General features: G+C 71.7%; 12 protein-coding genes. 8 read left to right on the top strand and 4 right to left on the bottom strand.

What is annotated here, in order from left to right; all coding sequences use genetic code 11:
• A partial coding sequence (locus GTW40_RS17895; RefSeq protein WP_202486054.1) for a PucR family transcriptional regulator ligand-binding domain-containing protein occupies positions 1-501 on the bottom strand: 501 nt, incomplete at its 3' end.
• A gap of 194 nt (positions 502-695) precedes the next feature.
• Here GTW40_RS17895 and GTW40_RS17890 point away from each other — a divergent pair.
• Genes GTW40_RS17890 through GTW40_RS17880 form a run of 3 tightly spaced genes read left to right on the top strand, consistent with a single transcriptional unit; the run spans position 696 to position 4884 of the window.
• Complete coding sequence (locus GTW40_RS17890; protein ID WP_161181207.1) at positions 696-2165, top strand: sodium:solute symporter; 1470 nt, start codon at positions 696-698, stop codon at positions 2163-2165.
• A gap of 56 nt (positions 2166-2221) precedes the next feature.
• The gene (speB, locus tag GTW40_RS17885) at positions 2222-3193 is read left to right on the top strand and encodes an agmatinase (protein ID WP_161181206.1); all 972 of its coding nucleotides are present in this window, start codon (positions 2222-2224) and stop codon (positions 3191-3193) included.
• Between the two features lie 5 nt (positions 3194-3198).
• Positions 3199-4884: a thiamine pyrophosphate-binding protein gene (locus GTW40_RS17880; protein ID WP_161181205.1), complete on the top strand. Its 1686-nt coding sequence runs from the start codon at positions 3199-3201 to the stop codon at positions 4882-4884.
• Positions 4885-4890: 6 nt separating this feature from the next.
• Here the strand turns inward: GTW40_RS17880 and GTW40_RS17875 are convergent, their stop codons facing one another.
• Positions 4891-5589, bottom strand: coding sequence for an alpha/beta hydrolase (locus GTW40_RS17875; protein ID WP_161181204.1), 699 nt, complete (start codon positions 5587-5589; stop codon positions 4891-4893).
• 50 nt (positions 5590-5639) lie between these two features.
• Positions 5640-7052, bottom strand: coding sequence for an MFS transporter (locus GTW40_RS17870; RefSeq protein ID WP_161181203.1), 1413 nt, complete (start codon positions 7050-7052; stop codon positions 5640-5642).
• A gap of 179 nt (positions 7053-7231) precedes the next feature.
• On the opposite strand from GTW40_RS17870, the gene GTW40_RS17865 reads away from it, so the two are divergent.
• From GTW40_RS17865 to GTW40_RS17845, 5 genes are all read left to right on the top strand, one after another.
• Positions 7232-8113, top strand: a complete 882-nt coding sequence (locus GTW40_RS17865; protein WP_161181202.1) for a helix-turn-helix transcriptional regulator — start codon at positions 7232-7234, stop codon at positions 8111-8113.
• A 130-nt stretch (positions 8114-8243) separates the two neighbouring features.
• Positions 8244-9161, top strand: a complete 918-nt coding sequence (locus tag GTW40_RS17860; protein WP_161181201.1) for a serine hydrolase — start codon at positions 8244-8246, stop codon at positions 9159-9161.
• A gap of 56 nt (positions 9162-9217) precedes the next feature.
• Entirely contained in the window at positions 9218-9787 is a 570-nt protein-coding gene (locus GTW40_RS17855; protein ID WP_202486053.1) for a hypothetical protein, read from the top strand.
• A gap of 37 nt (positions 9788-9824) precedes the next feature.
• Positions 9825-10949: a hypothetical protein gene (locus GTW40_RS17850; protein WP_161181200.1), complete on the top strand. Its 1125-nt coding sequence runs from the start codon at positions 9825-9827 to the stop codon at positions 10947-10949.
• A 5-nt stretch (positions 10950-10954) separates the two neighbouring features.
• Positions 10955-11992, top strand: a complete 1038-nt coding sequence (locus GTW40_RS17845) for an esterase-like activity of phytase family protein (protein ID WP_161181199.1) — start codon at positions 10955-10957, stop codon at positions 11990-11992.
• A gap of 20 nt (positions 11993-12012) precedes the next feature.
• Here GTW40_RS17845 and GTW40_RS17840 read toward each other — a convergent pair whose 3' ends face one another.
• Positions 12013-12300, bottom strand: a complete 288-nt coding sequence (locus tag GTW40_RS17840) for a hypothetical protein (protein ID WP_161181198.1) — start codon at positions 12298-12300, stop codon at positions 12013-12015.
• Positions 12301-12505 lie beyond the last annotated feature (205 nt).

The raw sequence follows: 12505 nt of genomic DNA, 5'->3' as shown, positions 1-12505 counted from the left end.
CGGGTCGGGGCGGGAGGCGGCGGCGGCCAGGCTCTGCTGGGCCTCGGTGACGCGGCGGAGTTCGGCGAGGCGGGCCTGGGCCATCAGCTGCCAGACGGCGCGGGCGATGCCGGAGAACGTCGTGCGCGGGGGCACCTCAAGGAGGGGCAGGCCGTGCGCCTCGCAGGCGGCGACCAGCGCGCGCGGCACCGTGTCGTGCACCGGGGCGAGGCCGAAGCCGAGGGCGGCGCCGCCCGCCGCGACGATCCGGGAGACGTAGTCGTAGAAATACGCCCCGGAGCCTGCCGCTTCCGGTACGTGCACCCCTGCCGTGAGCAGCAGCTCGCCGCCCAGGAGATAGGGGTACGGGTCCGCCATTTCGGAGGTGTGCGCCCAGTGGATCACCGTGTCCGGGTCCTCGGGGCCCGCGATCTGCCGCAGCCCCAGGTCCTCCCGCGCGAGCAGGGCGGAGAGCGGCACGGGCGGGGTCGGCGGCACGGCCGGGGTGATCGGGTCGGTCATGATGTGCGATTCCTCCGTCCCACCCCGTTCGAGTGGATGAAACGTACACTTCGCAGTCGCTTTCCGGCCACCTAATGTCTAGGCGGAACGGCAGCCACGGGTACGGGCGGATGTCCCCGTGAAGCCGCTGCCGTCGCACCCCCACGACACCGCACGACACGCCACCGGACTGCGCGCGAAGGAGGGCCCCGCTCATGGCCGTCGACTACACAGTGATCGTCGTCTATCTCGTCGGAATGCTGGCCATGGGCTGGTGGGGGATGCGCCGGGCCAGGTCGAAGAGCGAGTTCCTGGTGGCGGGCCGCCGCCTGGGCCCCGCGATGTACTCCGGCACCATGGCCGCGATCGTCCTCGGTGGCGCGTCCACCATCGGCGGCGTCGGCCTCGGCTACAAGTACGGCCTCTCCGGCGCCTGGATGGTCTTCGCCATCGGCCTCGGCCTGCTGGCCCTCTCGGTGTTCTTCTCGGCCCGCATCGCCCGCCTGAAGGTCTACACCGTCTCCGAGATGCTGGACCTGCGCTACGGCGGCCGGGCCGGGGTCATCTCCGGCGTGGTCATGTGGGCGTACACCCTCATGCTCGCGGTGACCTCGACCATCGCCTACGCCACGATCTTCGACGTGCTGTTCGACATGAACCGCACCCTCGCGATCGTCCTCGGCGGCTCGATCGTCGTCGCGTATTCCACCCTCGGCGGCATGTGGTCGATCACGCTCACCGACATGGTGCAGTTCGTGGTGAAGACCATCGGCGTCCTGCTCCTGCTGCTGCCCATCGCCGTGGTCAAGGCGGGCGGCTTCTCCGAGATGAAGGCCAAGCTCCCCACCGAGTACTTCGACCCGCTGGGCATCGGCGGCGAGACGATCTTCACCTATGTGCTGATCTACACCTTCGGCATGCTGATCGGCCAGGACATCTGGCAGCGCGTGTTCACCGCCCGCGACGACCGCACCGCCAAGTGGGGCGGCACCGTGGCCGGCACCTACTGTCTGGCCTACGCCGTCGCGGGCTCGGTCATCGGCACCGCCGCCAAGGTCCTCTACCCGAAGCTGGCCAACCCCGACGACGCGTTCGCGACCATCGTCAAGGACGAACTCCCCATCGGCGTAAGGGGCCTGGTGCTGGCCGCCGCCCTCGCCGCCGTGATGTCCACCTCCTCCGGCGCGCTGATCGCCTGCGCGACCGTCGCCAACAACGACATCTGGTCCCGGCTGCGCGGCCTGGTCCGCCCGGGTTCCTCTTCGGACGAGCCGCACGACGAGGTCAAGGGCAACCGCGTCTTCATCCTGATCATGGGCGTCGCGGTGATCGGCACCGCCATCGCCCTGAACAACGTGGTCGAGGCGCTGACCGTCGCGTACAACCTCCTCGTCGGCGGCCTCCTCGTGCCCATCCTCGGCGGCCTGCTGTGGAAGCGCGGCACCGTGCAGGGCGCGCTGGCCTCCGTGATCGTCGGCGGCCTCGCGGTGATCGGCCTGATGGCGTCCTACGGCATCCTCGCCAACGAGCCCGTCTACTACGGCCTCCTCGCCTCCCTCGTCGCCTATGTCGTCGTCTCGCTGGCCACCAAGCCCACCGACGAGCGCGTCCTCGCCGTCTGGCGCGACCGCCTCGCCGGGAAGTCCCCCGAACTCGCGTCCGAACCGGTACCGGCTCACCAGTAGAGTCGTACGGAAAGCAGTACATGCGCGACGAAGCGCAGGAAAGAAGGCATTTCACGATGAGCAGCTCCGAGACGCCCCGCGGGCCCGTCGACTCCTCCCGCGTCCCGCGCTACGCGGGCCCCGCGACCTTCGCCCGGCTGCCCCGCCTGGACGAGGTCGGCCGCGCCGACGTCGCCGTGGTCGGTGTGCCGTTCGACTCCGGCGTCTCGTACCGGCCGGGCGCCCGCTTCGGCGGCAACGCCATCCGCGAGGCGTCCCGGCTGCTGCGCCCGTACAACCCCGCGCAGGACGCGTCCCCCTTCGCCCTCGCGCAGGTCGCGGACGGCGGCGACATCGCCGTGAACCCGTTCAACATCAACGAGGCCGTCGAGACGATAGAGGCCGCCGCCGACGACCTGCTCGGCACCGGCGCCCGTCTGATGACCCTGGGCGGCGACCACACCATCGCGCTGCCGCTGCTGCGAAGCGTCGCCAAGAAGCACGGCCCGGTCGCGCTGCTCCACTTCGACGCGCACCTGGACACCTGGGACACCTACTTCGGCGCCGAGTACACCCACGGCACGCCGTTCCGCCGCGCGGTCGAGGAGGGCATCCTCGACACCTCCGCGCTGTCCCACGTGGGCACGCGCGGCCCGCTGTACGGCAAGCAGGACCTCACGGACGACGAGAAGATGGGCTTCGGCATCGTCACCTCGGCGGACGTCTACCGCCGGGGCGCCGACGAGGTCGCCGACCAGCTGCGCCAGCGCATCGGGGACCGCCCGCTGTACATCTCCATCGACATCGACTGCCTCGACCCGGCCCACGCCCCCGGCACCGGCACCCCCGAGGCGGGCGGCATGACCTCCCGCGAGCTGCTGGAGATCCTGCGCGGCCTCGCCTCGTGCAACCTGGTCTCGGCGGACGTGGTCGAGGTCGCCCCGGCGTACGACCACGCCGAGATCACCTCGGTCGCGGCCTCGCACACCGCGTACGAACTCACCACCATCATGAGCCGTCAGATCGCGGCGGCCCGGAAGGACGCGTAAGCGCAGTGACTCACGACCACGACCTGGTGCTCCGCCCGACGCAGGCGCAGATCTCCGCCGCCCTGAACCCTCCTCCCGGGCGCAACGGCGGCGACCTGGTCGTGGAGACCCTGGCCGGGCTCGGCGCGACGACCGTCTTCGGCCTGCCCGGCCAGCACGCGCTCGGCATGTTCGACGCCCTGCGCCGCTCCTCGCTGCGCTACATCGGCCTGCGCGTGGAGAACAACGCGGGCTTCGCCGCGGACGCGTACGGCCGGGTCACGGGGGAGGCGGCGCCGCTGCTCCTCTCCACCGGCCCGGGCGCGCTGACGTCGCTGGCCGCGCTCCAGGAGGCGGCGTCGGCGTCGGCGCCCGTCCTGGCGATCAGCAGCCAGATCCCGACGGCGGGACTCGGCGGCGGCCGCCACGGCTACCTCCATGAACTCCCGGACCAGTCCGCCTCGTTCCGGGGCGTGGTGAAGTCGGTTCACACGGTGCGCTCGCAGTCGCAGATCCCGTCGGCCATCGCGGAGGCGTGGCGCTCCGCGCTGACGGCCCCGCACGGCCCGGTGTGGGTGGAGATCCCGCAGGACGTGCTCCTCGCGGAGACCTCGCTGCCGGTGGTGACGGCGCCGGACGCGACGCCGGAGGAACTGGTCCCGCGCGTCGAACTCACGGCGGTGGCGGCGGACTTGCTGTCCCGCGCCGAGCGTCCCGCGATCATCGCGGGCGGCGGAGTCGTACGGTCGGACGCCTCGGGCAAGCTGCTTCAGCTGGCGGAGGCGCTTCAGGCCCCCGTGGTGACCACCTTCGGCGGCAAGGGCGCCTTCCCCTGGGAACACCCGCTTTCCCTCCAGTCCTGGCTGGAGGACCGGCACACGACGGACTTCCTGGAGGACGCGGACGTCCTGCTGGTCGTCGGCTCCGGCCTCGGTGAACTCTCCTCGAACTACCACACGTTCAAGCCGCGCGGCCGGGTCATCCAGATCGAGGCGGACCTCGGCAAACTGGAGTCGAACCATCCGGCCCTGGGCATCCACGCGGACGCCCGCCTCGCGCTTCAGGCGCTCCTCGAGACGGTGGAGGAGCGGACGGACTCCGCCGCACCGGATCGGGTGCGCGACGTACTGTCCCGAGTCGCGGCACGCATCGCCTCCCAGGAACTCACCCTGGAACAGGACGTGCTGGCCTCGGTCCGCAGGGCGCTCCCTTCGGGCTCCCCGTCCTTCTGGGACATGACGATCCTCGCCTACTGGGCCTGGTCCGCCTTCGACCCCCGCGGCGCCAACACCATGCACTCCGCCCAGGGCGCGGGCGGCCTCGGCTACGGCTTCCCCGCCGCCCTCGGCGCGGCGGCCGCCGACCCGAGCCGCCCGGTCCTCGCGGTGTCGGGCGACGGCGGCGCGCTGTACTCCATCGCGGAACTGGCCACGGCCCGGCAGTACGACCTGCCCGTGACCTGGCTGATCATCGACGACGGCGGCTACGGCATCCTCCGCGAGTACATGACGGACGCCTTCGGCGAACCGACGGCCACGGAACTGACCCGCCCGGACTACGTCGCCCTGGCGGAGTCCTTCGGCGTGCCGGGCGTCCTGACCTCCGCCGAGACCCTGGAGGCGGACCTGTCGAAGGCGCTGGCTTCTCCGGGGCCTTCGGTGGTGGTGCTTCCGGCGGTGTTGCGGATGTTCGCGCCGACGCATCTGGACTGACCGGCGTCACTCCCCGGCCGTGTCGAGCAGCACCTCTGCCAGCTCGCGCGGCCGGGAGAACATCGGCCAGTGCCCGGTGTCCATCCGGACCAGCCGCCAGTGCCCGTCGGCCACCAACTCGGCCACGTCGTCGTCCAGTTCGTCCCCGGCGAGTTCGCACAGGACGTACGTCGCCTTCAGTTCGCCGAGCGGCCGGGTGAGCACGGCGGGCTCGGTCAACGTGCGGCCCGGGTGGGGCGTGGCGTTGTCCACGATCCGCGCGACCTGCTCCTCGGTGAGGCCGTGCCCGTCGAAGTGGGACGCGGGGGCGAGCGGCCAGAAGCCCTGGTTCCCGGCGATGGACGCCTCCACGGCGGCCCCGCCGTCCGGCCACGCCGAGAGGAACGACTCACCGTCGGCCGGAACGCTGGAGTCGACGAACACGGTGTGCGCCAGCCGCTCCCCGATCCGCTCCGCCGCCTGCCCCACCGGTATACCGGCGTAGCTGTGCCCCACCAGGACGACATCGCGCAGCTCGTGCCGTACGACCTCGTCGACGATGTCCTGGACATGGGTCTGCTGCCCGGCCGGGACGCCCCGCTTCTCGGCGAGACCGGAGAGCGTCAGCGGGTAGGCGCCGTGACCGGCCGCGCGCAGGTCCGGCACGACGTCGTCCCACGCCCATGCGCCGAGGCGAGCGCCTGCGACCAGTACGAAGTTGACCATGGCGGCACCCTAGCGGCGGAGCCCGGATCGGTGCCGGGGAATTCCCGGCCCTAGGGGGTGTCTACCCGCAGGAACCGGGCGCCGGTGAGGACGCCCAGGAGCACCAGGGCCGCGTTCGCCGCGATGGCCGCCTTCAGCCCGGCCAGGACCGCGAGCGTGCCCGTACCCGTCATCGCGCCCGTCGCGATCGCGCTCATCACCGGCGTGCCCATCGTGATGCCGATCTGCTGGGTCATGGTGGCGAGCCCGGTGGCCAGACCCTGTTCGCCGTCGGTCAGACCTGACGTGGCGGTCACCATGAAGCCGACGATGACGAGCATGTTGCCGACGCCGCCCGCGAAGGTGGCGGCGAGCAGCGGCCAGAGCGAGGCGTGAGACGTGCCGAGGCCGAGCAGCGCGGACGTGAACACCGCCTGGACGACCCCGCCGACGATCAGCGTCCGCCTGCTCCCGATCCGCCCGATGACCCTCGGCGCGAGGGTGCCACCGGCGACCGTACCGGCCCCGAGCACGCCGAAGGACAGTCCGGCGGCCAGCGGGGAGAAGCCGAGCACCTTCTGGAGGTACAGGGTCAGCAGGAAGACGAGGGAGGTCTCGGTGAGGAAGGCGATGAGACCGGCCAGGTTTCCCCAGGCGACGGTGCGCCTGCGGAGGATGCTCAGCGGTACGAGGGGTTCGGCCACCCGGCGTTCCACCGCGCCGAAGAGGACCAGCAGGGCCACTCCCGCGCCGAGGGCGCCCAGTGTGTACGGCGATCCCCACCCGCGCTCGCCCGCCTGGGTGAGCCCGAGTACGACGGCCAGCAGACCGAGGGTGACGGTGAGGGCGCCGGGGAGGTCCAGCCGGGGGCGCTCGCCGCTGTCCCGCGACTCCCCGATGACCGCCGGGGCGACCAGCAGCACCGCGAGGGCGACGGGCACGTTGACGAAGAACGCCCACCGCCAGGACAGCAGGTCGGTGAGGACGCCGCCGAGGATCGCGCCCGTGGTGAACCCCGCCGACATCAGGGCCCCGTTGAGCCCGAGCGCCTTCTCCCGCAGGGGTCCCTCCGGGAACGACGTCGTCAGCAACGACAGCCCCGCCGGGGTCACGGCCGCCGTGGCCAGCCCTTGCAGCACGCGTGCGGCGAGCAGTACCTCGGGGCTGGTGGCGAGACCGCCCGCGAGGGAGGCGACGGCGAGTACGGCGAGGCCGCCGAGGAACAGCCGACGGCGCCCGAAGAGGTCCGCCACGCGGCCGAACAGCAGCGTGAAGCCCGCCGCGCAGAGCGCGAACGAGGTCCCGATCCACTGGAGTTGGCCGAGCGGGAAGCCGAGGCCCTGTCCGATCACGGGAAGCGCGACGTTCAGGATCGAGAAGTCCACGGCGAGCATGAACTGGGCGGCGAGGAGGAGGACGAGGACGAGACGGAGGCGGGGGGTGAGGGTGGTGATGGCCGGGGGTGGGGTTTCGGTGAGCGACATGGCGCGGGTTCCCTTCGACGGGGCGGCTGGGCGAAGCCAGGCTCGTCGGCAGGGAAAGGGGCAGCCAGAACCCCGATCCGGGCAGTCACCGGGAGGGTGGTCATGACGTGACCACCCTGAACGGGCGCCCTGCGCGCCGACAGCGGCCATCATGGAAACCCCGACCCGTGGAGGCAGCGATGGACGCCCCGTCCGACCTGGGCGACTTCCTCAAGTCCCGTCGCGCCGCCCTGCGTCCGGAGGAAGTGGGCCTCACCCCGCTCCCGACCCGCCGCCGAGTCACCGGTCTGCGCCGCGAGGAACTCGCCATGCTGTCCGGCGTGAGCGTCACCCACTACACCCGCCTCGAACAGGGCCGGGCGGCAGGCGCCTCCGACTCCGTCCTGAACGCGATCGCCCGCACGCTGCGTCTCACGGATGACGAAACGGCCCACCTGAAGGCACTGGCCCACCCGGTACGGTCCCGTACGACGCCGTCCCACCGGGAACAAGCGAGCCCGTCAGTACGCCAGTTGCTCGCATCGATGCGGGAGATCCCGGCCCTGGCCCTGGACCGCCGCAACGACATCCTGGCCTGGAACGCGCTGGGCCACGCCCTCCTGGCGCCGCACCTCCCCGTGCGGGCACCGGAGTCGCCCGCCGACCGCCCCAACCTGACCTGCATGCTCTTCCTGGACCCGGACTACCGCGCCCTGTACCGCGATTGGCCCGAGGAAGCCGTACTGGCGGTGGCCTCCCTCCGCCAGCAGACGGCCCGCCACCCGACCGACCGAGGGTTCACGGACCTGGTGGGTCAACTGACCATCCACTCCGATGACTTCACCGCCCACTGGAAGAATCACCCGGTCCGCACCTGCACCTCGGGCGTGAAGCGTCTGCGCCACCCCGTGGTGGGCGATCTGGACCTGGACTTCGAGACGCTGACCTTCCCGTCCCCGGAGGGGCAGCGCCTGATCACCTACACGGCGAGGCCGGACTCGGCGTCGGCAAGGGCCCTGCGCGCACTGCGCGCCCTGCGCGCAACCGCCACCCGTCCCGGCGATGCCCGCGACGCCTCCTAGGCCGGGAATCGGAAGCAAGATCAAGCGTCAGTAAAGAACCCGTCAGGATCGGGTAAGTTGTGGGAAGAAGCCGCCCGTATCGGAACGCCTTCCGTGCAACTTTCGCGCACGTGCGTTAGTCACCTGGTGCATGACTTCCCGGACTCCACGTCGTACTGCCGCGCTCGCCGCCGCGCTCGGCGCTGCGTTGCTCATACCGGCCGTGGCGGCCGCTCCGGCCTCCGCGGCCTCGGCCGTCAGTTGTACGTCGGCCAAGGCGGGGCTGGCGGCCAAGCTGACGAAGGACATCACGGCGGCGCTCGCGCAGCGGAAGGGTTCCGTGGCGCTCGGTGTGTACGACCGCTCGACCGGTACCACCTGCTCGCTGCGGGCGACCAGTGCGTACGACTCGGCCAGTACCGTCAAGGTCACCGTGCTCGCCACGCTGCTCTGGGACGCCAAGAAGCACAACCGGTATCTGACGAGCACCGAGAGCACGCTCGCCAAGGCGATGATCACGCAGTCGGACAACACCGCCACCAGCAAGCTGTGGAAGCAGCTCGGCCTGACCAAGGTCAAGGGCTTCCTGGCGGCCGCCGGGATGACCAGGACCACGCCGGGGGCGAACGGTTACTGGGGTCTGACCCAGATCAACGTCACCGACGAGCAGAAGCTGCTCAAGCTCGTCACCGCCAAGAACACTGTGCTGAGCGACAGTTCCCGTGCCTACATCCTCAAGCTGATGGGCCAGGTCGTCTCCTCCCAGCGCTGGGGCACCCCGGCCGGCGCCCCCTCCACGGTCGCCGTGCACGTCAAGAACGGCTGGCTCCAGCGCGCGACCCACGGCTGGCGCGTCCACAGCCTCGGCACCTTCAACGGCGCCGGTCACGACTACATGATCACCGTCCTCACCCAGGACAACAGCACCATGGACTACGGCGTCACCACCATCCAGACCGTCGCCAAGGCCATCCACAAGGACCTGGTTCCCACGGCCACCAAGTCCGCCGTCTACGTCCCGACCACCACCCCCCGCGAGGCCTTCGTGGCCACACCACCGCAAGGCTGACATCCCTCACGGGCCCGGTCTCCTCCTCCGAGGAGCCGGGCCCGTACTCTGCCCCCGTGATCACGACGGCCGCGATTCTCGCCCAGTTCGACCGCTGCGCCGACGAGGCCGTCTTCCCCGACCCGGACAACGGCTACTACCAGCCGGTCGACGCCCGCATGTCCCTCTTCCACAGCCCGGGCTACTGGGCCATGGTCGTGGAACTGCTCGGCTACGTCCCCCGCGCCCGCCGCCTCACGGACGTACTCCACGTCTTCGGCAACTGCCTCACCAGCGGCGAACCCGGCTTCGACAACGGCGACTTCCTCGACCGGGACCTGCCCCTTGCCGAGCCGACCGCCGACACGCCCCTCATCGACGTCCTCCGTGCACTTGTGCCCACCGCCCGCCCCCTCTTCCTCGCCGACGACCGCGAACTCCGCGCCCGGCTCCCCGCCGACCTCCCCCTCGTCCTCCAGCTCGACGCCTGGACCCACCCCACCGACCTCGGCGACACCCTCCCCAGCGACCACGAGACCTTCCGCCAGCTCGCCGAAGTCCTCGCCACCGGCGACCCCCGCCACTACCGGCCCACCACACCCCCGAACACCCACTGGTCGGCATGGCCGGACGCCGGGACGCTGTGAAGTACCCGAAGCCCAAAGGAAGTCGAGCAGTCGGCACATGAGTGACCCGCACCCCGGACCGCCCTTCCCCGCCCGGCTCTTCGCCACCGTCCCCGCCCCGCTCGGCCCCGCCACGGCCGACGCGCCGCAGGTGCTGCCGTCGCGCGGACACGGGCTCCTCGTGCAGCGAGGGGACACCGAAGTGGCTGTCGTCGACCTGCTCCCACGCCCCGGCCGCCCGCGCGAGGTCCGCTTCCCCGCGCCCTGGCCGCGCGCCTACGGCTCGGTGACCGTCTCGCCCGGCCGGGAGTTGGCCGTGTTCGCCGGGCCGCACGCGGTGCGGGCGGTGGAGCCGACCGGTGCCACTCGGTGGGAGGTACGGCACGGCTGCTGGGCCGGTTGCCCGGAGGCGCACGGGTCGTTCGACGCATACGCCCACGACGAGGAACACGTCTACGCCGACAGCGGCTCCGTGGCCTTCAACGTGGACGGCACGCTCGTCTGGGCCCATGTCCCGGGCCCGCTGGGCGGATCGCGGGAGGCCGAGGAGTGCTGGGCGGTGCTCGACGCCTCCGACGGCAGGGTCCTGGGGCAGGTCGTCACCGGCACCGTCGCCTCCGCCTCCGTGCACACCCCGCACCCCGATCCCGCGCGGATGACTCTCAGCGTGGGGGAGGGCGAAGAGGGCTCGCCGGTGCTGTGCGGACGCTGGGACGGGCGTCGGCTCGCCGTGGAGCGGATCGGGGACGAGCGGGTTCTCGCCGCCGTGAGCCCGTCCGGCGAGCGCCTCGTGACCGTACCCGTGGGGCAGTGGTCCCTCTCCCTCCACCAGGCGGCGGACGCCTCGCACACACAGACCGGGAAGAAGCTGGACGCGCTGGACGTCCTGCCCCCGCATCCGAACGTCCCGTCCGGTCAACGCCCAAGGCCGTACTGGGACTTCGACGCCACCTTCCTCACCGACGACACCCTCCTCGCCGGAACCTCCGAGTTCGACGCCCCCCACGGCCCGCCCCGCCACTGGCTCGTGGACACACCCGGCATGACCCTGCGGGGCGAGATCTCCTACCCGCTGCCCGTCTCCGGGCCACCGCGGCCGGCGGGCGACGGCACCTGGTCCACCCTCGCCAACGACCGTGCGACCACGCACCTTTGGGACCTGGCACCCGCCCTCCTACCGTGACTCCCATGACCCCGCGCAAGAGAACCCGCCCCGTCCTCTCCGCAACCCTCGCCGCCGCCTTCTGCCTCGCGGCCCCCGGTACAGCCGACGCCAACTCCCCTGACACACACGCCTGTTCGCCCGCCGTCACCCTCGACCGCTTCTCCGACGCCCTCGACAAGACCACGTACGACGGCACGTACGTCGGCAACCTCTCCGCCCTCGCCGTGGACCGCGACGGATCGCTCGCCGCGCTGGGGGACCGGTCCACGCTGTTCCGGCTGGACGCCCACGGCCTGCGGCCCACGGAAGCCCTGCCGCTCGCCGACGAGGGCGGGAAGGAGCTGGACTCCGAGGGGCTCGTCGTGGACCGGGACGGTACGCGGCTGGTCAGCTCCGAGACCGAGCCGTCGGTGCGGAGGTACTCGCGCACCGGGAAGATCCTGGAGCGGCTGCCCGTTCCCGAAAACCTGCGCGTCGCCCCCGCCGGGCGTGCCACCGCCAACCAGACCTTCGAGGGGCTGACCCTCCTGCCCGGCGGCCACACCCTGCTCGCGTCGATGGAGTACGCGCTCGCCGGGGACGACTCCGGCACCGTCCGCTTCCAGACGTGGACGCGGGAGCACGGGAGGTTCCGGCTCGGGGCGCAGTACGCGTACCGGACGGACAGCCCGGAACTCGGTGTACCCGAGGTGCAGGCCACTCCAGACGGTCGCCTCCTCGTCCTGGAGCGCGGGTTCACGGCGGGCGTCGGCAACACCGTCCGGCTCCATCTGGCCGACCCGCGCCACGCCACGGACACCTCTCGCGTCGAGCACCTCACCGGACAGCCCGGCGTACGCCTCCTGCGCAAGACCCCGCTCGCCGACATCGCCGACTGCCCCACACTCGGCGCGACCGCCCGCCAGCCCCAGCCCAACCCGCTGCTCGACAACATCGAGGGCATGACGGTCACCGGGCGGGACGGAAAGGGCCGACTGAAGGTGCTCCTGGTGAGCGACGACAACCAGAACCCGGCGCAGACGACCCGCTTCTACTACCTCCGGGTGCGGACCTCCGTATAAAACCGCTACGGCTGAAACCACTACGACTCGCTGAGGCTCCCGTCCGGATTCCAGTCGTCCGGGATCTCCGACGACAGCCCGAGCGCGCGGGCGCGGTCCATGATGTGGCGGCGGATCGTGTCGTGCGGATCGCGGCGGCCCCGGCCGACCGCGTGGATCGCGCGGCGCAGATCCTCCGCGCCGTGCAGGTCCGCCGGGCGCACGGGGTAGCCGCCGTCCGGCAGCGCCCAGCCCTCGGCGGCGCTGTGGCGGCGGGCCGCGGCGTCCAGGTCGGCGGCGTCCGGTGTGTCGATGTTGCCCTTGTCCATGCGTGCGCCTCCGGCGGTTCCGCGGGGTTCCCTGCACCGCGACGCATTCCAGCACAGATATGGACACCCCACCCGCCGGACGCCACCCGCCGGACGCCACCCGCCGGACGCCACCCGCCGGACGCCACCTGCCGGGCGGCAGCTTCGTACGGAACCGAGCCCCCCGCCCCCGCCGGACGGCACCCCGCCCGGAATACCCCCCCTC

This window comes from Streptomyces sp. SID4985, assembly GCF_009863025.1.
In the GTDB taxonomy this organism is placed as follows: domain Bacteria; phylum Actinomycetota; class Actinomycetes; order Streptomycetales; family Streptomycetaceae; genus Streptomyces.
Note: the sequence above shows the minus strand (reverse complement) of the source record. Positions and strands in the feature narration are given on the sequence as shown.

What these genes read in the sequence shown, in the direction of transcription:
- GTW40_RS17890 (WP_161181207.1), top strand. Translation starts at nt 696, where the DNA reads ATGGCCGTCGACTACACAGTGATCGTCGTCTATCTCGTCGGAATGCTG.
- speB (WP_161181206.1), top strand. Translation starts at nt 2,222, where the DNA reads ATGAGCAGCTCCGAGACGCCCCGCGGGCCCGTCGACTCCTCCCGCGTC.
- GTW40_RS17875 (WP_161181204.1), bottom strand. Translation starts at nt 5,589, where the DNA reads ATGGTCAACTTCGTACTGGTCGCAGGCGCTCGCCTCGGCGCATGGGCG.
- GTW40_RS17870 (WP_161181203.1), bottom strand. Translation starts at nt 7,052, where the DNA reads ATGTCGCTCACCGAAACCCCACCCCCGGCCATCACCACCCTCACCCCC.
- GTW40_RS17865 (WP_161181202.1), top strand. Translation starts at nt 7,232, where the DNA reads ATGGACGCCCCGTCCGACCTGGGCGACTTCCTCAAGTCCCGTCGCGCC.
- GTW40_RS17860 (WP_161181201.1), top strand. Translation starts at nt 8,244, where the DNA reads ATGACTTCCCGGACTCCACGTCGTACTGCCGCGCTCGCCGCCGCGCTC.
- GTW40_RS17850 (WP_161181200.1), top strand. Translation starts at nt 9,825, where the DNA reads ATGAGTGACCCGCACCCCGGACCGCCCTTCCCCGCCCGGCTCTTCGCC.
- GTW40_RS17845 (WP_161181199.1), top strand. Translation starts at nt 10,955, where the DNA reads ATGACCCCGCGCAAGAGAACCCGCCCCGTCCTCTCCGCAACCCTCGCC.
- GTW40_RS17840 (WP_161181198.1), bottom strand. Translation starts at nt 12,300, where the DNA reads ATGGACAAGGGCAACATCGACACACCGGACGCCGCCGACCTGGACGCC.